Source organism: Nonomuraea phyllanthi (genome assembly GCF_006334985.2).
In the GTDB taxonomy this organism is placed as follows: Bacteria; Actinomycetota; Actinomycetes; order Streptosporangiales; family Streptosporangiaceae; genus Nonomuraea; species Nonomuraea phyllanthi.
The window spans coordinates 42354-66613 of record NZ_VDLX02000010.1; the positions used below are offsets into that span (position 1 = coordinate 42354).

The following is a 24260-nucleotide window of genomic DNA, read 5'->3' on the forward strand; positions in this document are numbered from 1 at the left end:
GGCCGGTTCGCCGTGCGTCGGTGCCGACTTGCGGGCGGCCTGGACGTCGGGCATCCCTTGGACGCCGTGCGATGCCGGCGGTGGCTGCTGGAACGGGGTCGTCAGTCCTGGCGGCGGGCGCCGAACATGATCTCGTCCCAGGTCGGGACCGAAGCCCTGCGCCCTCTCGAGCCCTTGCGCGCCTGGCGAGCGGCCGGGGCGGGCGGCGGGGACGGCACGGGCACTGCCGGCTCCTCCTTGGAGGCGTCCTTGCCGGAACGCGCCGCGGGGACCGCGGGCTTGGGCTTGGGAGCGGGCGCCGGTGGCTTGCCTTCCTTGGCCGGCCGCTTCGCCTCCTGCTCCGGCCGCTCGGCCTCGGCGGGCGCCTCGGCCGCAGCCGGCTTACCGGCGCTTTCGGCTTCCGCCGCCGCTGCGGCCGGCTTACCGGCGTCCTCGCCTGCCTTCGCCGCGGCCGGCCGGGCCGCGGTCTGGTCTTCGGACGCGGTCGGCTGGGCAGCGGTCCGGGCTTCGGACGCGGCCGGTTGGGCGGAGGTCGCCGGTTCCGCTGCATGCGGCTCGGCGGCGCTCCCGGCTGCTGGTGCGGACGGCCGGTCGGCCGTCGTGGGCTCCGGCTTGCGCGACTCGGGTGCGCTCTCCGCCTGCGGTGCGGGCGTCTGGGTGGTGGTCTCGGGCTCCGACGCGGCCTGCTGTGCGGCACTCTCGGCCGGTTGCGCGGGAGCTTCCGTCTGCTGCTCGGCACCTTCCGCTTGTGGCGTGGCGGGCTGCGCGGTGCTCTCCGCCGGCGGCGTGGCGGGCTGCGGAGCGGTTGCGCTCTTGGACTCGGCGGGCTGGGCGACGTCTTCGGACGCTGACGTGGCGGGCTGGGTGGTGCTGCTGTCCAGCGCCGGCTCGGTCGGCGTCGGCTCGGCGGGGGTCGCGTCCGCCACGACTTCCGCGGTCTTCGGCGTCTCGGCCGGCACGGGCTCGGGCCGACGGACGTCCGCGGTGTCCTGCTTCTGACCGTCCACGGCGCCAGGAGCCTGGGCGTCCGCAGTGGCAGGTGTCTGCGCGTCCGCGGCAGCGGGCGTCTGAGCGGGAGCGGCGGTCGGCTCGGCGGGTGTCTGGATGTCCGAGGCGTCTGGCGTGGACACTTCGGCGGTGGCGGGTTCGGCGGGGGCGGCCTCGGTGGTGGCGGGCTCGGTGGTGCTCGCGGTGGCCGGCTCCGAGGTCGGCTGGGCGGGCGCCACCGCGGCGCTCGTGTCGGCCGTTGCCGGGACGGATGGCGACTCCGCCTGGGACGCCAGCTCTGCGCGGGACGTGGGCTCTGCCTGAGACGAGGGCTCTGCTTGAGAGGCAGGCTCTGCTTGAGACACGGGCTGTGTCTGAGAGGTGGGCTCTGCCTGAGACGAGGGCTCTGCTTGAGAGGCAGGCTCTGCTTGAGACGCGGGCTGTGTCTGAGAGGTGGGCTCTGTCTGAGTCACGGACGCCACGTGGGACGGCGACTCCGTCTGGGACGGAGGCTCGCTGAAGGACGGGGACGCCGTGCGGGCGGGCGACGCCGTTGCGGCCGGTGCCTGGGCGGCGGCGGTCTGCGGTGCCTGGACGGGCGGCTCGACCTCGACGGGCTCCTGCCCCGTGGGCTCCTGGGGTGCGGGCGTGTCCAGCTCGGCGGGTGCCTGCGGCTCCTGCTGAGTGGGGTTTGTTACGGCAAGCGGGTGCGCCGGGACGGAGGGCGGCATCGGTGGCTGGGTGACCGCCTGCTCCTCCACCCGAGCCTGAGGTGCCGGTGGCTCCACGGTGGCGGGGCGCTCCGTGGTGGGTGGTGCCGTGTGGGAGTCCACCGGGCCGGGGGTGGTGGCGGGTGCGTAGATGGAGTCCGCGTCGCGGTCGGCGGGGCGGCTGGGGCCGAAGTCGGGCAGCCACGGTGAAGGCGCGCCGCGTCGCTGCGAGGCGTCGCCCGGGCGGGCGTGGCCGGTCTCACGTGCGGGCGGCTCAGGGCGGAAGGGCTCGCGCGAAGCCGGCTCCTGGCTCGTGGCCGGCTCCCGCCGCATCCCGGCGCCGGTGCCGGGCACGTCGAAGGACGCCTCCCCGGCGTCGCGGCCGAGCGGGGAGGCGGTCCGGTCCTGCGGCGGCGCCCAGTCGAGCGGAGAGGCGGGCCGGTCCTGCGCGCTGGACCTGTCGTGCACGGGGGCGGTGCGGTCTTGTGCCGTGGTCCTGTCGTGCGGGGCAGCGGTGCGGTCTTGTGCGGTGGTCCTGTCGTAGGGGGCGCGGTCGAACGGGGGCGAGGCGTCGTGGGCGCGCCCGTAGCCGGGCTCCGGCGAGCGCGCCGGCGGGTTGTAGCCGACCGCGGGCTCCTCCGCGGCCTCGCGCCGCGTCACCGAGGGGACCTCCTCCGCGGCGTCCCGCCGCATCGCCGACGGCACGGAGGTGAGCGGCGGCACCGGCTGCAGCTTGGCCACGCGCGGCGTGAACGGCGTCACCGTGGTGTCCTCCACCACGGGAGGCTCGGGGTCGAAGTCGGCCGACGACAGCCGCATGGCCTCGTCGTCGTGGGGTGTCACGTGCCGCTTGCGCGGGTCGAAGAGCCATTCGGCGTGGCGCGTGTGACCGTTCCACACGTAGCCGAGCTTGACCCGCCACAGCCCGTCGTCGCGCTTGGCGGAGTCCCAGTCGATCTCGTCGGTGGGCACGCCCCGCCTGGTCAGCCGCTCCGCCACGAGATCGCCGAGGGTGGGCCCGGGCGCCGACTCCCCGGGCATGCGCACGGCCACCCGCTGCGCCTGCTGGGCGACGTATTCGCGCTCCTGCAGCACCGGACCCTCGAACCAGCGGACACGCTCGACCGGGATCCCGGCGGTCGCGGCGATCTCCTCCGCCGTTTCACCGGCGCGGATGCGTGCCTGGATCTCCTTGGGGCGCAACGGACTCTCCACTTCGATCTCGTACTGGCCGAGACGGGAGAAGTTGCCGCGGACGGCAGCACGGAGCCGGTCGTCCACGGGGAGCGTGAAGCGGGTGCCTCGCCCGGCCGTCGCCAGCACGAGGTAGGTGCCGTCCTCACTCACCGCGACGAGTCGGAGCTCCTGCATGCGAGTCCCTTCGTCAGCGTCGCCATTCTTCCCCCGGACCCTTGAGTCTCTCGCGTGTGCCGGTTGCCTGCCAGCACCGTACCCGGCATGTCCGAACATCGCCTTCCTGGGATACTCCCGGGAGGGTGTGACGCCGGTCACATTTGTGGAGTCCATTCCTCTAGAGCCCGCCGTTGCGTATGTGGAGGTTAGAGGCCGCCGACGGGTTCTGGCGAATCGCGCCGCCGCGCGTGACGGACACGCCCGATCGCACCAGCGACCGTACGGCGGAGTCGAAGGCGGGGGAGCCGGATCCGTCCAGGGAGAGGTTCGCGACGGACGGGCCGCGCGCGTGCCGGTGGATCCAGTCGAGCCCGGCCAGCACGTCGGTCAGCGTGCCGGAACCGTCGCAGCCGAGCACCCGCACCGAGCCGATCCTGGCGTCGGGCGCGGCGGCGTGCAGGCGCCGGGCGACCTCGGTGCCGTGGCCGGCGCAGTCGTGGCCGGTGCCGCCGGTGGCGTCGAAGGCGCGCCAGGCCAGGTCGCCGAACTCGGGCCGGCCCGTGTCGACGCCGCTGTCGACGACGTAGACGGTGGCGGCGGCCCGTTTCGGCGGGCGGGTTCCGGCGGCGGGCGTCGCGTGGATCGGGCGGTCGGGCTCGATCGCGCGTACCCGCGGGTCGGTCCGGAGCTCGGCCAGCTCGGCGGCGGTGAGGAAGGTGGCGAATCCGGGCAGCGCCGCGGTGTAGTAGCGCCGCACCCGCCAGCGCACCTCGCCGACGAGGTCGCGGGCCGCTCCCCGGCTGCGCGCGGTGACGATGTAGGGGTGGGTGGGTTCGGACGGGGAGGGCCGCAGGGAGAGTCCTGAGGCGGGCGTCATGGCGAGAGGGACGGCGGTCGTGGCGGCCGTGGCCACGGCCGCGGCGAGGTACACGGAGGGCAGGCCGAGTCGTCGGGGCACGAGTTACGAGGATGCCCGCCGCGCGGCCCGCGCGGACGCCGGGACACGTTTTCGAGGCAGCTCTTTACCTAAGGTTGCGTTAGCCGAGCACTCGATCCAGGTACTCGTTGCCGAACAGGCGTTCCGGGTCGAGCCGGTCGCGCAGGGCCGTGAAGTCCGCGAAGCGGGGATAGACGGTGCTCAGGTAGGAGGCGTCCCTGGTGTGCAGCTTGCCCCAGTGCGGCCGGCCGCCGAGGCGGGTCATGATCTCCTCCACGCCCTCGAAGTACGCGGGGTGGGGCGTCGGCCGGTAGACGTGGCAGGCGATGTACGCCGACGGCCGCCCGTACGCGGTGGACAGCCAGGCGTCGCTGGGCGGCGTGACCCGCACCTCCACCGGGAAGGTGATCTTCCAGTCCATCCGCTCGATCAGGTCCCGGGTCTCGCGCAGCGCCTGGGCGAGGTGCTCGCGCGGCACCGCGTACTCCATCTCGAGGAAGCGCACGTCGCGCCGCGCCGTGAAGACCTTGTACGAGGTGTCCACCGCCTCGGAGTCCCCCAGCGCGGCGGCGCTGACGGCGTTGATCCGCGGGATCAGAGCGGGGAAGCCGGCCCCGAGCGCGCAGGCCGCGCCGAAGACGGTGTTCTCCAGGAACACGTTGTCCAGCCAGTGCCGGAACGCGCCCGGCGGCCGGGCGGGGCCGGCGCTGCGGTTGTTGGTCTTGACCAGGCAGGCGTCGGTGTGCGGCAGCCAGAAGAAGTCGAGGTGCTCGTTCTCGGAGGTCAGGGTGTCGAGCGAGTCGAGGATCTCGCCGAGCGGGAGCCTGCGCCGCCGGTTGTGCAGCAGGTACGCGGGCTCCACCCGGAACGTCACGGCCGTCAGCACCCCGAGCGCCCCGAGCCCGACCCTGGCGGCGTCGAACAGCTCCTCGCCCGGCCCCGTGGCGGCCAGGGAGCCGTCGGCCAGCACCAGTTCCAGTCCGGCGACCTGGTCGGCGAGGCCGCCGCTGTCGCGGCCGGTGCCGTGCGTGCCGGTCTGGATGGCGCCGGCGACGGTCTGGTCGGTGATGTCGCCCATGTTGGCCAGGGCCAGGCCGCGCTCGTCGAGCAGCTCGTTCAGCACCCGGATCGGGGTGCCGGCCAGCACGGTGACGCGATCGCCCGCCCACGACGTGACCCCGGTGAGCGCGCCGGGGCGGAGCATGACGCCGTCGGTGAGCGCCACGCCGGTGAAGGAGTGGCCGGTGCCCACCATGCGGACGCGCCGCCCGGAGGCGGCGGCGTCCCGCACGGCGCGGACGACGTCGTCGGCCGAGGCCGGCGTGCGCACCTCGGCGGGGGTGCCCGACTGGTTACGCGCCCAGTTCGCGAACGTCATGAGCACCCCTTCGGCGGCATCCGGCTAGACGCGAACGATACTCAGTTCTCCCAGCCGGCGGGAAGCGGGAAGGCGTCGCCCGGCTCGAGCTTCTCGTCCTTGATCACGTCGGAGACCGTGACGAGGTGGTAGCCCTTGCGCTGCAGGGTCTTGATGAGCGCGGGCATCCCGTCGACGGTCTGCTTCACCCAGTCGTGCATGAGGATGATGCCGTTGGGCTTGGCCACCTTCAGCGTCTGTTCCTGGATCTTGTCGACGTTCTTGCTGGCCCAGTCCTCCGAACCGGCGGTCCACAGGATCATCGGCATGCCGAACTCGGTGGCGATGTCGGAGACCTGCAGGTCGACGAGCCCGTACGGCGGGCGCAGCAGCTTGGGCTCGACGCCCGACGCCTTCTTGACCGCGTCCTGGGTCTTCTGGATCTCGCTGCGGATGGTCGCGGCGTCCGACTTGGTGAAGTCGGGGTGGCTGTAGCTGTGGTTGCCGAGCTCGTGGCCCTCGGCGACCATGCGCTTGACGTACTTGGGGCGGCTGTTGACGTACTGGCCCTCGAGGAAGAAGGTCGCCTTGGCGTCGTACTTCTTCAACGTGTCGAGCAGCGTCCCCGCGTACTTGCCGGGCCCGTCGTCGAACGTCAGGGCCAGGCACTTGACCTGGCTGCAGTCGACGGGCTTCTCCTTCGGCGCCTGCGCGAAGGCGGGTGCCGGCGCCAGCGTGACGCAGACAGCCGCGATGGCTAGAAGTGAACTGATTTGTCGGGACATAAGTAAAGCTTCCGTTGTGATGGGTGTTGCGAGGGATGTCCCGACGGTAGCGGATCAGTTGTTCGCGGGTGAAGAAGCCTCCGGAAGTCTCAGCAAACCCGAACCTCCGATCCCCACGATCGCGGCGAGGAGCGCCGCGCCCCAGGAGAAGGCGTACGCGTGCGACGCGCCGAACGTCTCGATGATCCGCCCCCCGGCCCACGCCCCGGCCGCCACGCCGAAGCCGATCGCGGTCGAGATCCACGCCATCCCCTCGGTGAGCAGGGACGGCGGCACCAGCCGCTCGGTGAGCGAGAAGCCCGTGATGAGCGTCGGCGAGATGGCGAAGCCGGCCAGGAACAGCGCGGCCGCCATGATCCACGGGTTGCCGATGAACATGATCGGCACCAGCCCCACCACGAACAGCGCGAGCGTGCGCATGAACCGCCCGCGCAGCGAGATCTTCCAGTGCCGCGAGCCGAACCACAGCCCCGACACCATCGAGCCGCCCGCGAAGGAGGCCAGCAGGAAGCCGGCGGCGCCCTTCACGCCGTGCTCCTCCGCGAACGCCACCGTGATCAGGTCGACGGAGCCGAACACCGCGCCCAGCGCCAGGTAGACGCCGGCCAGCAGGGCGATGCCGGGGATGAGGATGGGCGTGCCGCCCACCGCCCTGACCGCCTGCACGGGCGGCTGGGTGCGCCGCTGCGCCGCCAGCGCCAGGCAGCCGAGGAGCATGGAGACCAGCGCCACCACCAGCCCGGCGTACGGGTTCACCGCCGTGGCGAGCACCGTCACCAGCGCGGGCCCGGTGACGAAGATGACCTCGTCCACGACGGACTCGAAGGCGAAGGCGGTGTGCAGCTTGTTCGACCCGCCGTGGATGACCGACCAGCGGGCCCGCACCATGGAGCCGATCGACATGGAGCTGGCGCCGACGAGCAGGCCCGTGGCGTACAGGGTCCAGTCGGGCAGGCGGAAGCCGGCGCAGAGCATCAGCGCGAGCAGCGCCAGCGCGTTGGTCACGGAGAACGGCGGGATCACCCGGCTCTGCCCGAACCTGTCAACAAGGCGGCTCGACAGCGGGGCGGCCACGGCGAACGCCACGTTGGTCATGGCGGCGACCGCGCCCGCGGTGGCGTAGGAGGTGGTGAGCGTGGAGATCAGCAGGATGACCCCGATGCCCAGCATGGACATCGGCATGCGGCCGAAGAAACCCGCCAGCACGAACCCCTTGACGCCGGACCCGTCGAACAACCCCCGGTAAGGCCCGACCACACCATTTCCTCCTTACTTGAGCGAGCTAACCTTTGCGCACCGTACGTCCGGAGGGCAAGTGTTTTTCGGCCGCGTGAGTTAACGTGTCCCGAGTGTCCGGTCTTCCCTCGTTCCGTGCGGTCATGCTCATGATCATCGCCGTACTCGCGATCACCACCGCCGCCGGCGGAATAGTCGTGATCATGGGTGATGACCTGGTAAAAACCGCCAACGAGCCGGTACGCGGCCAGGCGACGCCTAGGGCCCGCAAGCCGGCTCCCCGGCTCGACCAGATCGTGCCGAGCGCCGAGCCCGTCAAGGAGCCGGTCAAGGAGTTCGGCAGGGGCGGCCCCGGGGTCACCGTGACCCCGCCGCGCGTGCTGGCCGTGGCCGCCGGCACGGTGCCCGCGAAGACGAGGCTCGCGCTCGGCGGGCTGGCGCACGTGGAGAAGGCGATCGTGGTGGACGCCGGCGCGCTCAAGGTGTCGGGCACCGGGCTCAACCTGCTGGCCGTCGACCCGGTGGACTTCCGCTCCTGGACGCCGCGGCAGGTCGCCGACGAACCGGGCGTGTGGAGCGCGCTGGCCAGGGGCGAGTGGGTGGCCGACGCGGGCACGGTACGCAAGTACGGGCTGATCCTGGGCGCCATGTACCAGGTGGACGGCGGGCCCACGCTGCGCCTCGCCGCCTCGGCCACGCTCGGTCTCAAGGGCGTCGACGGGCTGGTCAGCGCGGACCTGGGCAGGTCACTGGGGTTCGCGAAAGACGTCGCGGTGCTGCTGCACGGCAAGCCCGGCAAGATCAGTGAGTCGGGCGTGCGCAAGCTGCTCGGCAAGCGCGCCCAGATCGTCATGCTCGACGCGGCCCACCGTACGGCCAGGGAGGAGCAGCCGCGGGCCACCGTGAACGTCGGCCGCCCCGGCAGCTACCTGGAGCTCTACCAGGCCGCCGCCACCCGCTGCCCCGGCCTGTCGTGGACGGTGCTGGCGGCCATCGGGCAGGTGGAGAGCGGCCACGGCCGCAACAACGGCCCGTCCAGCGCGGGCGCGCTCGGGCCGATGCAGTTCATGCCCGCGACGTGGAAGCACTACGGCGTGGACGGCGACGGCGACGGCAAGAGCGACATCTGGAGCCCGTACGACGCGGTGCCGGGCGCGGCCAACTACCTGTGCGCCAACGGCGCGGGCCAGGGCGGCGAGAAGCTGCGCAAGGCGATCTGGTTCTACAACCACTCATGGGACTACGTGAACAAGGTCATGGGCATCGCCGAGGCGTACGCCCGCACCTACGCCTGAGCGGCCGGCCGCCGCCTGGGGGCGGGGCAGCACGTGAGGGCGCACGGGACGGGCTCCGGCTCGTCCATCAGCTCGCGCACCATCCGGACGAAGCGCGGGTGCGTGCCCGCCGTCGCCGCCCGCTCCATCGGCAGCCCCAGCTCGGCGGCCACCTGCCGGGCCTCGGTGTCGAGGTCGTAGACGACCTCCATGTGGTCGGAGACGAAGCCGATCGGCACCAGCACGACCGGACGGGCATCCGTCTTGCGCAGGAAGTCGCAGACGTCCGGCTCCAGCCACGGCACCTGCGGCGGGCCGCTGCGCGACTGCCAGACCAGGTCCCACGGCTGCGTGCGGCCCAGCGCCTGGTTGACCAGCTCGGCGCTCCTGCGCAGCTGCGCCTCGTACAGGCCGCCCGACGGCCCGGCGGTCTCGGCCATGGAGACGGGGATGCTGTGCGCGGTGAACACCAGCCGGGCGTCGTCGCGGCCGAGCCGCTCCAGCGCCGCCCGCGTGTGGTCGGCCATCGCGGCCACGAACCCCGGATGGTCGCCGAAGTGCCGCATCTTGACCAGCTCGGGGCCGCCCTCGACGGAGATCCTGGCGATGTCCTCGTAGTACTGGCGGCAGCTGGAGTAGCCCGCGAACGCCGACGTCGCGAACACCGCCGCCTTCCTGACCCCGTCGTCCCGCATCCGGCGCACGGTGTCCTCGCCGAAGGGGTGCCAGTTCCGGTTGCCCCAGTAGACCGGCACGCCCGCCACCGGCCGCAGCGCCTCGACCAGCTCGCGGTTCTGGCGGTTGATCGGGCTGACCCCGCCGAAGCCCTGGTAGTGCTCGGCCACCTCCAGCAGCCGCTCGCGCGGCACACCGCGCCCGCGCACGACGTTCTCGAGGAACGGGATCACGTCGTCGGGACCTTCGGGCCCACCGAACGACAGGACCAGCAACGCGTCGTAATCTCCCACGTGACCACAGTATTCAGGAATGCGGGTGGTCCTCGCGGCGAGGTAGGTTCGATCGAGTGAGCGCTTTCAATGACATACGAGACTATGTGGCCATCCCCCGGGTCCTCTCCCTGCGGCTCTCTCCCGACGGCTCCAGGCTGATCTCGACGGTCCAGTCACTCAATCCCGACGGCAAGTCCTTCGGCACCGCGCTCTGGGCGATCTCGGTCGGTGGCCCGGTCGGCGGCGAGCCGTACCGGCTGACCCGCTCGGCGAAGGGCGAGTCCGCCGCCGTCTTCACGGACGCGGGCGACGTGCTGTTCACCTCCTCCCGCACCGACCCCACCGTCAAGGACTCCACCGACGAGGTGCCCTCGCTCTGGCTGCTGCCCCGCGCCGGGGGAGAGGCCCGCCAGGTGGCCACCCGCCCGGGCGGCATCGGCGCCGTCCGCACGGCCGGTGACGTCGTCGTGTTCTCCTCCGACGTGCTCGACGGCGAGGAGGCCGCCGAGGAGGCCAAGCGCAAGGCCCGCAAGGACGCCGGGATCAGCGCCATCCTGCACGAGGGCTACCCGGTCCGCTACTGGGACCACGACCTCGGCCCCGGCCGCACCAGGCTGTTCGCGGCCCGGCTCGGCGCCGACCGGCTGGAGGACGTGCGCGACCTGACCCCCGACGCGGGCGACGCGCTGCGCGACGCCTCGTTCGAGCTGACCCCCGACGGGGCCACCGTCGTCACGACGTGGCGCACGTACCTGCCGAAGGGCGAGTTCCGCACCGACGTGGTGGCCGTGGACGTGGCCTCGGGCGAGCGGCGCACCGTGCTCGCCGAGGAGGGCTTCGACCACACGGCCCCTCTCGCGATTTCGCCCGACGGCGCCAGGATCGCCTGCTCGCGCGAGCGCTTCACCGGGCTGGACGTCTCGGTGCGCTTGGAGCTGTGGATCGCGGACCTGGCCACCGGCGAGGGCCGCGCGTACGCGCCCGACCTGTTCCCCTCGGGCATCGAGTGGGCCCCCGACTCCTCGGCCGTCTACATCGTGGCCGACCACCAGGGCCGCCGCCCCGTCTTCCGCGTCTCTTTGGACGGGGAGATGGCCCGTCTGACCGGGGACGACGCCTCGTACGCCGCGCTCAACGCCTCCCCCGACGGCACCGTCGTGTACGCCCTGCGCAGCGCCGTCGACCTCGCGCCCGGCCCGGCGAGCATCGACGTCGCCACCGGCGAGGTCACCGACCTGCCCTCGCCCGCGCCGCGCCCCGAGGTGCCCGGCACGCTCACCGAGATCTCCGCCACCGCCGACGACGGCACCACCATCCGCGGCTGGCTCGCGCTGCCCGAGGGCGCCTCCGCCGACCAGCCCGCGCCGTTCCTGCTGTGGATCCACGGCGGCCCGGTCTCCTCGTGGAACGACTGGCAGTGGCGCTGGCAGTCGTGGCTCATGACGGCGCGCGGCTACGCCGTCCTCCTGCCGGACCCGTGCCTGTCCACCGGCTACGGCCAGGAGATGATCGACCGCGGCTGGGGCAACTGGGGCCCGCGCACCCAGGCCGACCTCGACGCGATCGTGGACGTGGCCCTGGCCAGGGACGACATCGACGCCGAGCGCATCGGCGCGATGGGCGGCTCGTACGGCGGCTACATGGCCAACTGGCTCGCCGGCCACAGCGACCGCTACAAGGCCATCGTCACCCACGCCTCCCTGTGGAACCTCGACCAGTTCGCCGGCACCACCGACGCCTCCATGTACTGGCAGCGCGAGTTCGGCGAGCCCGGCTCCGAGCGCTACGCCCTGCTCTCGCCGCACCACTCGCTCGACAAGATCACCACTCCGCTGCTCGTCATCCACGGCGACAAGGACTACCGCGTGCCCATCGGCGAGGCCCTGCGGCTCTGGTGGGACCTGCGGCGCGGCGAGGTGGAGTCGAAGTTCCTCTACTTCCCCGACGAGAACCACTGGATCCTCAAGCCGGGCAACGCCGTCGCCTGGTACGAGACCGTGTTCGCCTTCCTCGCCCAGCACGTGCTCGGCGAGGAGTGGAAGCGCCCGGACTCGGTGGCCTGATGACGGACTTCCTGCGGCTGGCCGAGGACATCGCGCGCGAGGCGGGCGACATGCTGCTCGCCAAGCGGCCCACGATGTCCGAGGAGGTCGAGACCAAGTCCAGCCCCACCGACGTGGTCACCGCGCTCGACACGGCCTCTGAGGCGCTCATCCGCGAGCGCGTCCTGGCCGCCAGGCCCGGTGACCGGATCCTCGGCGAGGAGGGCGGAGAGCAGCCCGGCGAGTCGGACGTGCGCTGGATCGTCGACCCGATCGACGGCACCGTCAACTTCCTGTACGGCCTGCCCGACTGGGCGGTGTCGATCGCCGTCGAGGTGAACGGCCGGGTCGTGGCCGGGGTCGTCAACGTGCCCGTGCGCGGCGAGCTCTACAGCGCCGCGCTCGGCGAGGGCGCCTGGCTGGGCGGCGAGCGGCTGCGCTGCAACACCGGGGTGCCGCTGGCGCAGGCGCTGGTGGCGACCGGCTTCGGCTACTCGGTGGCCAAGCGCACGGTGCAGGGCCAGGTGGTGGCGGCGGTGCTGCCCCGGGTGCGCGACATCAGGCGCGGCGGCTCGTGCGCGATCGACCTGTGCTCGCTGGCGGCGGGCCGGGTGGACGCCTACTACGAGCGCGGCATCAACGCGTGGGACTTCGCGGCGGCCGGCCTGGTGGCGACCGAGTCGGGCGCCCGGCTCGCCGGCCTGAACGGCAGGCCGGTCAGCCCGGACTTCGCGCTCTGCGCGGCGCCTGGGCTGTTCGAGGAGCTGCACGACGTCCTGGCACCGCTGGATCCCGAGCGCGACGCCTGACCGGGTATGACCTGACCGGCATGAAACGGCCGGAGCCCCTGCGGTGGGCTCCGGCCGTTTCATGTCGTGGATTAGCGGGGCAACGGGATGCCGTGATCGTCGGCCAGCCTGCGCAGGTCCTCGATCTCGGCGGTGAGGGTGTCGGCGAGGTAGTCGTCGCCGACGCTCTTGGCCTCCCGAAGGCCCTTGTAAGCCTGGTCGAGGCGGTGTTCGATCGTGGTGGTGAACTCGCCCATCTCACCTACTCTCTGGGGTCCGATCCGTGCGGGGATGCGAGGTACGCCCATTGCCAGGTGATATCCGGGCAATGGGTGTCCCGCAGGCATACCCCTGCTTGTCGCCCCCCGAAACATGAATTTCTGAGTCCTCCTCCTGACCGGGGGGTCACCCACCCCTGAACATGCCTTACCGTGCGCTTATCGAGGCTGTGAGCAGAATGAGTGACCAGAACCGGAGAGAGGTGCTTCAGGCGTGCGAGTGCTGGTGGTGGAGGATGAGCGGGTGCTCGCCGACGCGATCGCGACCGGGCTGCGGCGCGAGGCCATGGCGGTCGACGTGGCCTACGACGGGGGCGGGGCCCTCGAGCGCACCTCGTACATCGACTACGACGTGATCGTGCTCGACCGTGACCTGCCGGTGGTCCACGGCGACGAGGTGTGCCGGCGGCTGGTGGAGGAGCGCACCGCCTCCCGGATCCTCATGCTGACCGCGTCGGGTGACGTGGACGACAAGGTGGAGGGTCTGGGCCTGGGGGCCGACGACTACCTCGCCAAGCCGTTCGTGTTCATCGAGCTGGTCGCCCGGGTGCGGGCGCTCGGCCGCCGCTCCGCCCCCGCCCTGCCGCCCGTGCTGGAGCGCGGCGGCATCCGGCTCGACCCGGGCAAGCGGCTGGTGGAGCGCGCCGGCAGGGAGGTCGTGCTGACCAAGAAGGAGTTCGCGGTCCTGGAGGAGCTGATGCGGGCCGAGGGCGCCGTGGTCAGCCAGGAGGACCTGCTGGACAAGGCGTGGGACGAGAACATCGACCCGTTCACCAACGTGGTCCGCGTGACCATGATGACGTTGCGGAAGAAGCTGGGCGAGCCTCAGGTGATCGAGACCGTGCCCGGGGTTGGGTACAAATTGTGAGTGACCGGCCAGAGCGCGAGGCAGGGCCGACGCATCCGATGATCAGTCCGCACTCGGCGCGGAAGGCGACCCGTGTGCAGGAGGCTCCTCCGCCCAGCGGCCCGCCCGTCTGGGACGGGCCGCCCCCGCCGTCGCACCCGCCGGTGCAGCGGACCACGATGGACCGCGTGAAGGAACTGCCGGGCAAGGTCAGCATCCGGTGGCGTCTCACGCTCACCTACAGCGCGCTCTTCTTCGCCGCCGCCGCCGCCCTCCTGGGATCGGTCTACGCGATCGTCGGTTCGTCGATCAGCGCGGCGTGGCCCACCATCGACCTGGGCCTCCCTCCTGCGCAGGATGACTATCTCCAGAACGCGTGGCACAGCTGGCAGCAGGACGCCGTCCAGAGGGCGCGCGACGCGCTGCTCGGCAACGTCATCCTGGCGCTGCTGGGCGTCGGCCTTCTGGCGCTCATCATCGGCTACTTCGTGGCGGACCGGGCGATGCGGCCGGTGGCGCAGATGACCGCGACGGCGCGCAAGCTGTCCGAGAGCACCCTGGCCCACCAGCGCATCGCCCTGGAGGGCCCCAGCGACGAGCTGAAGGAGCTGGCCGACACGTTCGACGCCATGCTCACCCGGCTCAACATCGCCTTCGACACCCAGCGCAGATTCGTGGCCAACGCCTCTCACGAATTGCGCACCCCTCTCACCATTAACAGGACCGTCCTGGAGATCGCCCTGTCCGATCCCGAGGCGTCCGAGGACCTCAAAGCGCTCGGCCGTACCCTGCTCGAAGTCAACGCGCGTAACGAGAAGCTCATCGAGGGACTGCTGTTGCTCGCGAGGAGCGAACGCGAACTCGCGGTGCGCAAACCGCTCGACGTTCAGGAAGTCGCGCAGACGGCCGTCGAACAGGTCCAGCCGTTCGCCCAGGAACACGGGGTGAGCCTGACCACCGATCTGGTCAGCGCGCCTACCATAGGCGACCCCGTGCTGTTGGAGCGGTCCGTCAGCAACCTGCTGGAGAACGCTGTCAAGTACAACATTCCCGAAAACGGAAAAGTCTGGATCCGGACGGGAATGGTGGACGGTGCCTTGGTTGTTCAGGTGGCCAACACGGGGCAGCACGTCCCGGCGTACGAGGTCAACAGCCTGTTCGAGCCCTTCAGGAGGCTCCACGCGGACCGCGTGGAATCGGCGAAGGGATCGGGGCTCGGACTGTCCATCGTTCGCGCGGTCGTGCAGGCGCACGGGGGAAATGTGTCCGCGGCGCCGCGCGACGGCGGAGGGCTGGTCGTGACCATTCGGCTGCCGAGACGCTGAGGCTCGTGCCGCTCCGGCGTGTTCGTCCGCGTGTTGATGTACGGGGGGCGTCTCGTTCTCGCCACACATGTGGTTGGATGTGCCGTCGAACACGGTGGTGCATGGCGCCAAGGCTGTGGGTTTCGCCATATTTGGCTAACCATTGCCGACGGCAGCAGGCCCTGACGTGTTGGGAGGTTCGTTGCCCGTTCCCGCGGGGTACCGATGGGAAATCTCCGTGGCGGAACGGGCACAAGATGGGCCTCCTGGACGTTAGAAGACGCGCGATGAGCGCGAGGACATATAGATGAGGGGGATGGAGTAAGCACAATGGCTACCGACTACGACAGCCCGCGCAAGACAGACGACGACCTGGGGGAGGACAGCCTCCAGGAGCTCCAGGCGCGGCGCACCGACAAGTCGTCGGGCAGCATCGACATCGACGAGACCGACCTGGCCGAGTCGCTCGAGCTGCCCGGTGCGGACCTGTCGAACGAAGAGCTGTCCCTGCGGGTGATTCCCCGCCAGGCCGACGAGTTCACCTGCTCGCGTTGCTTCCTGGTGCATCACCGTAGTCAACTGGCCTCCGAGAGGAACGGCCAGCAGGTCTGCCGGGAGTGCGCCGCCTGACCGCTGGAGCGACAGACTCGGGGTAGAAGCGAGAAAGGCGACCCCGGGCGTTCGCGACCAAGAGGACGGAGGCAACGCGTGGCCGTACCGGACAACAGACCAGAAGACGAGGTCGCCGACCCCGAACGCGAGGTCGGCGAGCTCGTGGGCAAGCTCACCGCGCCCGGCGAGCTGGAGCCGGCCGAGCGGCGCAGGCTGCTCGGCCGACTAGCCAAGGCCCTTTCAGAAGGGGCGAAGAGGGCACGCGCCAGGGGCGCGGGCCGGGGACGCTGGCTCGCCGACGTCTTCCTCAACATCGCCCCCCGCATCCCGATCAGGGACCTGCACACCCTCTCCGAGCACCATCACGGACTGACCGGCGAGCAGCTCGCCGACGACCTGGTGCGGACCGCCCAGAAGGCCACGATGACGGTCGGCGCCATCGGCGGAGCGCTGGCCGCCGCCGAGTTCGCCGCGCCGCCCCTCCTGCTCTCCGCCCCCGCACAGCTCGTGGCCGAGACCATCGTCGTCGCCGCCATCGAGGTCAAGCTCCTGGCAGAGCTGCACGAGGTCTACGGCGTCCGCGTCGAGGGCTCCGGCGCCCAGCGCGCGATGGCCTTCACGGCCGCCTGGGCCAGACAGCGTGGCATCGACCCCCTCGCGCCCACGTCCGTCACCCTGGCGCTCGGCACGGCCACCAAGACCGCGCTGCGCAACCGCCTCCTCCGCACGCTCGGCCGCCACCTGACCACGTTCGGCCCGTTCCTCACCGGGGCGATCGCGGGCGGCGCGCTCAACCGCGTGGCCACCAAGAAGCTCGGCGAGGCCGTACGCGAGGACCTGCGCATCAAGGGGCCTGCGGCGCCGCCCGCCACGCCGCAGGCGGAGATCGACCCCCAGCGGCGCAGGGAGTTAGACCCGTAGACCGCTGAAGGTCATCTTGAGCAGCGCGTCGGCCAGGTCGTCGGCCGAGGCGCCCGGCGCCGGTCGGTACCACTCGGTGATCGAGCTCACCGTGCCCGACAGCAGGCGCGTCACCAGGGCCGGATCCACGTCCGGCCGGATGCTCCCCTCCGCCGCCGCCTCCTTGACCAGGCGGCTGATGAACCCCTCGAACTCCCGCCGCCGCTCCAGCGCCGCCTGCTCGGTCCTGCTGTTGCCGCGCACCCGCAGCAGCAGCGTGACGTACGGCAGCCGGTCGACGAGGATGTGCACGCTCTGCCGTACGGCCCACTCCAGCCGCTCGATCGCGGGGCCGCCCGACGCCGCGCGCTCGTCGCCCACCACCGCCGACAGCCCGTCCAGCGCCCGCTCCAGCGCCCGCGCGAGCAGTTGCTCCTTGCCGGGCACGTGGTGGTAGATGGCCGACTTGGTCACGCCGAGCGCCCTGGCGAGGTCCTCCATGCTCGTCCCGTCGTAGCCGCGCTCGTTGAAGACGCCCACGGCCGTGGCCAGCACGGACTCCGGGTCGTGCGCGCGCCTGCGCCGGCGGGTGGTGGGAGGGGACATGTCATCAATTATCCCGCTTGTCGATGACTCGTTGGAGCTTGCCCACCGAGCGCTCCAGCGTCGCCGGATCCAGGACCTCGACCTCCACGCTGACGCCGACGGTGTCCTTGACGGCCCCGCGCAGCGCCCGCCCGGCCTCCGTCCGGTCCGCGGACCCGGGACGGGCCTCGACCCGCACCGTCATCACGTCGAGCCGGCCGGGCCGGGTCAGGTGGAGCTGGAAGTGCGGTGACAGGCCCTCGGTCCGCAGCACGAGCTCCTCGATCTGGGTGGGGAACACGTTCACGCCACGCAGGATGATCATGTCGTCGGTGCGGCCCGTCACCTTCTCCATCCGCCGGAACGCGGGCCTGGCGGTGCCGGGCAGCAGCCGGGTCAGATCGCCCGTGCGGTAGCGGATGACCGGCATGGCCTCCTTGGTGAGCGTCGTGAAGACCAGTTCGCCCGCCTCCGCCGGCTCGCCGGTGACGGGATCGACCGTCTCGGGGTAGAAGTGGTCCTCCCAGACGTGCAGGCCGTCCTTGCTCTCCACGCACTCGTTGGCCACGCCGGGGCCCATCACCTCCGACAGCCCGTAGATGTCGACGGCGTGCAGGTCGAAGCCCTCCTCCAGCTCCTCGCGCATCCGCTCGGTCCACGGCTCGGCGCCGAAGATCCCGATCCGCGGTGACGCCGCGCGCGGGTCCAGGCCCTGCCGCCCGAACTCCTCCAGCAGGGCCAGCATGTACGACGGCGTCACCATGACGATGTCGGGCCGCAGATCCGTGATGAGCCGCACCTGCCGGGGCGTCATGCCGCCCGAGACCGGCACCACCGTGCAGCCCAGCCGCTCGGCCCCGTAATGGGCGCCGAGGCCGCCGGTGAACAGGCCGTAGCCGTAGGCGACGTGGACGACGTCGCCCGGCCGGCCGCCGGAGGCGCGGATCGAGCGGGCCATGACGTCCGCCCAGAGGTCGAGGTCCTGCCGGGTGTAGCCGACCACGGTGGGCGTGCCGGTGGTGCCGCTGGAGGCGTGGATCCTGGCCACCCGCTCGCGCGGGACGGCGAACATGCCGTACGGGTAGCAGTCGCGCAGGTCCTGCTTCGTGGTGAAGGGGAATTTCGCGAGGTCGCTCAGGTCCTGGCAATCGTTCGGATGAATGCCCGCATTATCGAATTTTTGCCGATATAGCGGGACATTTTGGTAGGCGCGGATGAGTGTCCGTTGAAGCCGGGTGAGCTGGATCGCCATGAGCTCGTCGCGGGACACGCGCTCCATGGGATCGAGCTGTTCCGGCGCCGGGGGGTCGCCGAGTCTCATGCCTCTCCGCCTCAGTGGGACCGGATGGGGACGTGCTTTTTCCGGCGCACGTCTTCCTTGTCAACTGACCGAATGTTCGGTAAACACATCACCGTCAGGACATGCCTGTCAAGAGGGTGAGCACCATGTTCGAGCAGCACCGCGAGACCCTGGAGAGGGCGCTGGCCGCCATCGCCGAGCGCGGATACTGGAGCGCCTATCCCGAGTCGCCGAGCCCGCGCGTCTACGGCGAGGGGGCGGCCGAACGGGGCAAGGAGGCGTTCGAGGCGCACCTCGGCAAGCCGTTCGCCCTCGACCAGCCGGGCACGGGGGCGTGGATCGGCGCCGAGCGCTCGCCGTACGGGATCGACCTCGGCGTCACCTACCCCGAGCCGGTCCCCGGCGACCTGGTCGCGGCCGCCCAGGCGGCGCTGCCGGCCTGGCGCGACGCGGGGCCGCAGGCCCGCGCGCTGGCCTGCGTGGAGATCGTCGAGCGGATCAACCGGCGCAGCTTCGAGCTGGCCGGCGCGGTGCAGCACACGACCGGGCAGGCGTTCGTGATGGCCTTCCAGGCGGGCGGACCGCACGCGCAGGACCGCGCGCTGGAGGCGATCGCGTACGCCTACGCCGCCATGACCTCCTCGGCCGGGGCCGCCCGCTGGGAGAAGCCGGCCAAGGGCGAGCCGCTGGTCATGGAGAAGCGCTTCACGGTCGTGCCCAGGGGCGTCGCGCTGGTGATCGGCTGCAACACGTTCCCGACCTGGAACGCCTACCCGGGGCTGTTCGCCTCGCTCGCCACCGGCAACCCGGTCATCGTCAAGCCGCACCCGCGCGCGGTGCTGCCGCTCGCGATCACCGTGCGGATCGCCCGCGAGGTGCTGGCCGAGGCCGGCTTCGACCCCGCGCTCGTCTCGCTGGCGGTGGAGGAGGGGCGGGGCCTTGCCAGGACGCTGGCCACGCATCCCGGCGTCCGCATCGTCGACTTCACCGGCTCCACGGAGTTCGGCGACTGGCTGGAGGCCAACGCCCGCCAGGCGCTCGTGCACACCGAGAAGGCGGGGGTCAACACGATCGTCGTCGACTCCACCGGCTCCTGGCGCGGCATGCTGGGCAACCTGGCGTTCTCCCTGTCGCTCTACAGCGGACAGATGTGCACCGCGCCGCAGAACATCCTGGTGCCCGCCGGAGGCATCGAGACCGACGAGGGGCACAAGAGCTTCGAGGAGGTCTGCGCGGGGCTGGCGGGCGCCGTGGGGGCCCTGCTCGGCGACGAGGCGCGCGCGGTCGAGCTGACCGGGGCCATCGTCAATCCCGACGTGCTGGCCCGGGTGGAGGCCGCGCCGTCGTACGGCGAGGTGGTGCTGGAGTCGCGTGCCCTGAAGCACCCGGCCTTCCCCGACGCGGTGGTGCGGACCCCGGTGATCGTCAAGGTGGCCGCCGACCGGCCCGACGTCTACGGGCGCGAGCACTTCGGGCCGATCTCGTTCGTCATCCCGACGGCCTCCACCGAGGAGAGCCTCGACGTGCTGCGCCACACGACCGGGGAGCGCGGGGCGCTCACCGCCGCCGCCTACTCCACCTCGGACGGCGTGCTCGACCGGGCCGAACGCGTCGCCCTCGACGCGGGCGTCAACCTGTCGTGCAACCTCACGGGCGGCGTCTTCGTCAACCAGTCGGCCGCGTTCAGCGACTACCACGGCACGGGCGCAAATCCGGCCGCCACCGCCTCACTCACCGACCCCGGCTACGTGGCGGGCCGCTTCCACGTCGTCCAGTCGCGCCGCCCGGCCTGACCCCCGGCCCGCCCGGTCAGGGCGCTCGGGAACGGGAAGTGTTCTGGGAGTGGTGACCTGAAGGAGGGGCGATGGCCAAGCCGTTCGCGTCGTCGGCGGATCTCGCCGAGAAGCGGCAGTCGCTGGAGATCCTGGCGGAGGGCGTCTACGCGCTCACCGCCGAGGGCGACCCCAACGTGGGCGCCGTCGAGGGCGACGACTTCCTCGTCTGTTTCGAGGCGCTGGCGACGCCCGTGGCCGCCCGCCAGTGGCTGGCCAGGCTGCGCGAGCACACGGACAAGCCGATCAGATACCTGGTGCTGTCGCACTACCACGCGGTCAGGGTGCTGGGCGCGTCGGCGTTCGGCGCGGACGTGATCGTGACGCACGACATGACCCGCGCGCTGATCGCCGAGCGCGGGGAGCAGGACTGGGCCAGCGAGTACGCCAGGATGCCCCGCCTGTTCAAGGATCCCGAGTCGATCCCCGGGCTGACGTGGCCGACGGCGACGTTCAGCGACACGTTCACCATCGACCTCGGCGGCGGCAGAGGCGACCTGGTGCTGGCCCACTGCGGCCGCGGGCACACCGAGGGCGACCTGGTGGCCTGGCTGCCCGCACAGCGGATCATGTTCGCCGGCGACCTCGTCGAGTCCCAGGCCGCCCTCTACACCGGCGACGCCTTCCACCGCGACTGGTCGGGGGCGACGCTCGACAGGGTGGCCTCGTTCGGGGCCGAGACGCTGGTCGGCGGCAGGGGCGCGGTGGCGCGCGGCAGGGCGGGCGTCGACGCGGCCATCGCGCAGACCCGCGACTTCCTCGCCGTGATGCTGCGCGAGACGAGCGCGGCCGGCACGCTGAAGGAGGCGTTCGAGCGCACGCACCGGGCCCTGGAGCCGCGCTACGGGGCCTGGCCCATCTTCGAGCACTGCCTGCCGTTCAACGTCTCCAGGCTCTGGGACGAGCTGCACGGCGTGGAGCGGCCGCGCGTCTGGACCGCCGAGCGCGACCGCGAGGTCTGGGACCAGCTCCAGTCATGACCGGCCCGGCCATGGACGCTCAGGTCATCGTCGTCGGGGCGGGGCCCGTCGGGCAGAGCGCGGCGCTGCTGCTGGCCCGCTGGGGCGTGCGCGTGCTCGTGCTCGACCGGCGCGCGGGGCGCGACTCCACCGGGTCCAAGTCCATCTGCCAGCAGCGCGACGTACTCGACATCTGGGCCGCCGCGGGGGCGGGCGCGATCGCGGACGAGGGCCTGGCCTGGACCACGGCCCGCACCTACTACCGCGACCGCGAGCTGTTCTCCTGGCGCTTCGAGCACGAGGGGCCGCTGCCGTCCTGCGTGAACATCTCCCAGACCCGCACCGAGCAGCTCCTCGACGCGGCCGTCGCCGCGCAGCCGCTCGTCGAGGTGCGCTGGGACCACGAGGTCACCGGGCTCGTCCAGGACGGCGCGGGCGTGACGGTCCAGTGCGGCCAGCGGCGGCTGCGCGCGCCGTACGCGCTGGTCTGCGCGGGGGCCAGGGCGGAGCAGGTGCGCCGGGCGCTCGGCGTCACGTTCGACGGGGAGAGCTTCGACGACCAGTTCCTGATCTGCGACATCAGGGCCGACCTGCCGGGCTGGGAGAACGAGCGCCGCTTCTACTTCGACCCCGTCTGGAACCCGGGCCGCCAGGTGCTGATCCATCCCTGCCCCGGAGGCACGTTCCGGATCGACTGGCAGATCGCGCCCGACTACATCCCAACTAAGGTCGATATTTCGCGAAAAATCCGGCAGATCCTTGGCGACGAGCCGTACGAGCTGCTCTGGCACAGCACCTACCGCTTCCACTCGCGGCTCGCCTCCCGCATGCGCGTCGGCCGGGTCCTGCTGGCCGGCGACTGCGCCCACCTGGTGGCCCCGTTCGGCGCCCGGGGGCTCAACTCCGGCGTGCCCGACGCCGAGAACGCGGCCTGGAAGCTGGCCTTCGCGCTCAACGGCTGGGCCGGGCCAGGGCTGCTGGAGTCGTACCACGTCGAGCGGCACGCGGCGGCGCGCGAGAACCTCGACGTCACCGCCGCGACCATGCGCTTCCTCGCGCCCAGGACAGTGGAGGAGCGGATGCGCCGGCGGGCCGCGCTGGAGGGCGGCGTGGTGGCGGAGGTGGACTCGGGGCGGTTCGCGGAGCCGTACTGGTACGTGGACTCGCCGCTGACCACTCCCGAGCCGACGCGGCCGTTCGGGGGCAGGCCGGCGAAGGGGGCGCTGTGCGCGCCCGCGCCTGGCGTGATCCTGCCGGACATGGCGCTCCCTGAGGGGAGGATGAGGGAGCACTGCCGCGACGGTTTCCTGGTTCTACTGGGTGAAATGTGCGATTCGCGTTTGTTTGTGCAGGTATTGGGCACGGTCATACCGGTGCCGCATGCCGTTCGGGGGCTCGCCGAGCTCGACGACACGGGCTCGCTCGCGAAGAGGCTCGGCGCCGGGCCCGATGAGGCATGGCTCATCAGGCCCGATTCCCACATCGCCGCGATCATCCCCCATGCGGGGCCCGAGTCAGTGGCGGCCGCAGTCCGCCGCGCGCTCGGTGAGGAGGAGGAACCTGCGTGACTGGCCGTAGCTCGTTTCTGATCGTCGCCAACCGGTTGCCGGTGGACCGCACGATCGAGCCTGACGGAACGGCCTCGTGGCGCAGAAGCCCAGGAGGACTCGTCACCGCCATCGCGCCGGTGATGCAACGCCGCCACGGAGCCTGGGCCGGCTGGCACGGCGCGCCCAACGAGAAGCTGGCGCCGTTCGAGCAGGACGGCATGAACCTCATTCCCGTCCCGCTGTCGGGCCGCGAGGTGGAGCTCTACTACGAGGGCTTCTCCAACGCCACCCTGTGGCCGCTCTACCACGACGTGGTGGCGCCGCCCATCTTCGACCGGGAGATGTGGGAGACCTACCGCGCCGTCAACGAGCGCTTCGCGAACGCCGCCGCCGACGCCGCCGAGAAGGGCGCGGTCGTCTGGGTGCAGGACTACCAGCTCCAGCTCGTCCCGGCCATGCTCCGCAGGCTCAGGCCCGACCTGCGGATCGGGTTCTTCCTGCACATCCCGTTCCCGCCGACGGAGCTGTTCTGGCGGCTGCCGTGGCGCAAGGACCTCGTCGAAGGGCTGCTCGGCGCCGACCTGGTGGGCTTCCAGCTGCCCGGCGGGGCCTCCAACTTCCGGCGGCTGTGCCGGAGGCTGCTCGGCCTGCCGTACAAGGGGAACGAGATCTTCCTGGACGACCGGGTGGTGACCACGCAGGCGTTCCCCATCTCGGTGGACTTCGGGCAGCTCGACTCGCTCGTACGCGACCCGCAGATCATGGCGCGGGCCAAGGAGATCAGGGTGGAGCTCGGCGACCCGGAGCACGTGCTGCTGGGCGTCGACCGGCTCGACTACACCAAGGGCATCGGCCAGCGGCTGGAGGCGTTCGGGGAGCTGCTCAAGGACGGGCGGCTGGCGCCCAACGAGGCCGTGTTCGTGCAGATCGCCACGCCCAGCCGGGAGCGGGTGGAGGAGTACAAACGGCTGCGCGACGACATCGAGCTGCAGGTCGGGCGGATCAACGGCGAGCACGCCCAGCTCGGCTACCAGCCGGTGCAGTATTTCCACCAGTCGTACGACCACGCCGAGCTGGCGGCCCTCTACCTCGCCGCCGACGTCATGGTCGTGACCCCGCTGCGCGACGGCATGAACCTCGTGGCCAAGGAGTACGTCTCCTGCCACCACGACCTGCACGGCGCGCTCGTGCTGAGCGAGTTCGCCGGGGCGGCCGACGAGCTGCGCCAGGCCTACCTGGTCAACCCGTACGACGTGGAGGACGTCAAGCGGCAGATGCTGGCCGCGATGCGGGCCACGCCGCACGAGCTGGCCCGGCGGATGCGCACCATGCGCCGCCGGGTCGCCACCTACGACGTGGACCGATGGGCCAGCGAGTTTCTCAATGCCCTTGAGACACCTGCTTCACAGACTTCCACGCGTCGTAGCGCTTCTTGGCGGTCCGGTTGACCACGATCTGCGCCACGGACATGCCGACGCCCATCACCACCGCGTAGCCGATGGCCTCGCCCATGCTGACCTCGGGCGACTCCGAGTCGACCGGCGGCTCCTTGCCGGTCGCCTTCACCCAGGCGAATCCGAGGATCTTCCTGGCCGCCCAGGCGGTCACCAGCCCCACCAGGCCGCCGATGACGCGCCAGGCGATATCGGGCTTGTCCTCCGCCATGCCGATCTC

At 71.6% G+C, this 24260-nt stretch carries 21 protein-coding genes; 11 read left to right on the forward strand and 10 right to left on the reverse strand.

What is annotated here, in order from left to right; all coding sequences use genetic code 11:
• Positions 1 to 101: 101 nt before the first annotated feature.
• From sepH to FH608_RS25935, 5 genes are all read right to left on the reverse strand, one after another.
• The gene (sepH, locus tag FH608_RS52965; RefSeq protein ID WP_226899896.1) at positions 102 to 3068 is read right to left on the reverse strand and encodes a septation protein SepH; all 2967 of its coding nucleotides are present in this window, start codon (positions 3066 to 3068) and stop codon (positions 102 to 104) included.
• A 160-nt stretch (positions 3069 to 3228) separates the two neighbouring features.
• Positions 3229 to 4008, reverse strand: coding sequence for a S8 family serine peptidase (locus tag FH608_RS25920; protein WP_139633217.1), 780 nt, complete (start codon positions 4006 to 4008; stop codon positions 3229 to 3231).
• A 79-nt stretch (positions 4009 to 4087) separates the two neighbouring features.
• Entirely contained in the window at positions 4088 to 5365 is a 1278-nt protein-coding gene (locus FH608_RS25925; RefSeq protein WP_139633218.1) for a D-arabinono-1,4-lactone oxidase, read from the reverse strand.
• A 41-nt stretch (positions 5366 to 5406) separates the two neighbouring features.
• Entirely contained in the window at positions 5407 to 6129 is a 723-nt protein-coding gene (locus FH608_RS25930) for a polysaccharide deacetylase family protein (protein ID WP_139633219.1), read from the reverse strand.
• Positions 6130 to 6183: 54 nt separating this feature from the next.
• Positions 6184 to 7386: an MFS transporter gene (locus tag FH608_RS25935; protein WP_139633220.1), complete on the reverse strand. Its 1203-nt coding sequence runs from the start codon at positions 7384 to 7386 to the stop codon at positions 6184 to 6186.
• A gap of 92 nt (positions 7387 to 7478) precedes the next feature.
• Between FH608_RS25935 and FH608_RS25940 the strand changes: the two genes are divergently transcribed.
• A complete protein-coding gene (locus FH608_RS25940) occupies positions 7479 to 8660 on the forward strand; it encodes a lytic transglycosylase domain-containing protein (protein ID WP_139633221.1) in 1182 nt (393 codons plus the stop codon).
• Here FH608_RS25940 and FH608_RS25945 read toward each other — a convergent pair.
• The gene (locus FH608_RS25945) at positions 8651 to 9607 is read right to left on the reverse strand and encodes a ferrochelatase (protein WP_139633222.1); all 957 of its coding nucleotides are present in this window, start codon (positions 9605 to 9607) and stop codon (positions 8651 to 8653) included. The genes FH608_RS25940 and FH608_RS25945 overlap by 10 nt on opposite strands.
• 56 nt (positions 9608 to 9663) lie before the next feature.
• On the opposite strand from FH608_RS25945, the gene FH608_RS25950 reads away from it, so the two are divergent.
• Complete coding sequence (locus FH608_RS25950) at positions 9664 to 11652, forward strand: S9 family peptidase (RefSeq protein ID WP_226899897.1); 1989 nt, start codon at positions 9664 to 9666, stop codon at positions 11650 to 11652.
• The gene (locus FH608_RS25955) at positions 11652 to 12440 is read left to right on the forward strand and encodes an inositol monophosphatase family protein (protein WP_139633223.1); all 789 of its coding nucleotides are present in this window, start codon (positions 11652 to 11654) and stop codon (positions 12438 to 12440) included. The genes FH608_RS25950 and FH608_RS25955 overlap by 1 nt, the downstream gene beginning before the upstream one ends.
• A 71-nt stretch (positions 12441 to 12511) precedes the next feature.
• Here the strand turns inward: FH608_RS25955 and FH608_RS51675 are convergent, their stop codons facing one another.
• A complete protein-coding gene (locus tag FH608_RS51675) occupies positions 12512 to 12676 on the reverse strand; it encodes a hypothetical protein (protein ID WP_193318623.1) in 165 nt (54 codons plus the stop codon).
• A gap of 235 nt (positions 12677 to 12911) precedes the next feature.
• On the opposite strand from FH608_RS51675, the gene FH608_RS25960 reads away from it, so the two are divergent.
• The 4 genes from FH608_RS25960 (at position 12912) to FH608_RS25975 (ending at position 16381) form a co-directional block, all read left to right on the forward strand.
• Positions 12912 to 13565, forward strand: coding sequence for a response regulator transcription factor (locus FH608_RS25960; RefSeq protein ID WP_139633224.1), 654 nt, complete (start codon positions 12912 to 12914; stop codon positions 13563 to 13565).
• A 38-nt stretch (positions 13566 to 13603) separates the two neighbouring features.
• A complete protein-coding gene (locus FH608_RS25965; protein WP_139633225.1) occupies positions 13604 to 14869 on the forward strand; it encodes a sensor histidine kinase in 1266 nt (421 codons plus the stop codon).
• Positions 14870 to 15178: 309 nt separating this feature from the next.
• The gene (locus FH608_RS25970; RefSeq protein ID WP_090929286.1) at positions 15179 to 15478 is read left to right on the forward strand and encodes a DUF4193 domain-containing protein; all 300 of its coding nucleotides are present in this window, start codon (positions 15179 to 15181) and stop codon (positions 15476 to 15478) included.
• 78 nt (positions 15479 to 15556) lie between these two features.
• Complete coding sequence (locus tag FH608_RS25975) at positions 15557 to 16381, forward strand: hypothetical protein (RefSeq protein WP_226899899.1); 825 nt, start codon at positions 15557 to 15559, stop codon at positions 16379 to 16381.
• Here FH608_RS25975 and FH608_RS25980 read toward each other — a convergent pair.
• Together FH608_RS25980 and paaK are read right to left on the reverse strand one after the other, a co-directional pair.
• Positions 16370 to 16966: a TetR/AcrR family transcriptional regulator gene (locus FH608_RS25980; protein ID WP_139633226.1), complete on the reverse strand. Its 597-nt coding sequence runs from the start codon at positions 16964 to 16966 to the stop codon at positions 16370 to 16372. The genes FH608_RS25975 and FH608_RS25980 overlap by 12 nt on opposite strands.
• 4 nt (positions 16967 to 16970) lie before the next feature.
• Positions 16971 to 18266, reverse strand: a complete 1296-nt coding sequence (gene paaK, locus FH608_RS25985; RefSeq protein ID WP_139633227.1) for a phenylacetate--CoA ligase PaaK — start codon at positions 18264 to 18266, stop codon at positions 16971 to 16973.
• Positions 18267 to 18367: 101 nt separating this feature from the next.
• On the opposite strand from paaK, the gene paaN reads away from it, so the two are divergent.
• The 4 genes from paaN to FH608_RS26005 all read left to right on the forward strand — a co-directional run bounded on the left by paaN (position 18368) and on the right by FH608_RS26005 (position 24034).
• Positions 18368 to 20038 carry a phenylacetic acid degradation protein PaaN gene (gene paaN, locus FH608_RS25990; RefSeq protein WP_139633228.1) on the forward strand — a complete coding sequence of 557 codons (1671 nt, stop codon included), beginning with the start codon at positions 18368 to 18370 and terminating at the stop codon, positions 20036 to 20038.
• Positions 20039 to 20109: 71 nt separating this feature from the next.
• Entirely contained in the window at positions 20110 to 21057 is a 948-nt protein-coding gene (locus FH608_RS25995) for an MBL fold metallo-hydrolase (RefSeq protein WP_139633229.1), read from the forward strand.
• Positions 21054 to 22604, forward strand: coding sequence for an FAD-dependent monooxygenase (locus tag FH608_RS26000; RefSeq protein WP_139633230.1), 1551 nt, complete (start codon positions 21054 to 21056; stop codon positions 22602 to 22604). Before FH608_RS25995 ends, FH608_RS26000 begins: the two co-directional genes overlap by 4 nt.
• A complete protein-coding gene (locus FH608_RS26005) occupies positions 22601 to 24034 on the forward strand; it encodes an alpha,alpha-trehalose-phosphate synthase (UDP-forming) (RefSeq protein WP_139633231.1) in 1434 nt (477 codons plus the stop codon). Before FH608_RS26000 ends, FH608_RS26005 begins: the two co-directional genes overlap by 4 nt.
• On the opposite strand, the gene FH608_RS26010 is transcribed toward FH608_RS26005, so the two are convergent.
• Positions 23967 to 24251: a DUF4235 domain-containing protein gene (locus tag FH608_RS26010; RefSeq protein WP_139633232.1), complete on the reverse strand. Its 285-nt coding sequence runs from the start codon at positions 24249 to 24251 to the stop codon at positions 23967 to 23969. The genes FH608_RS26005 and FH608_RS26010 overlap by 68 nt on opposite strands.
• Between the last annotated feature and the right edge of the window lie 9 nt (positions 24252 to 24260).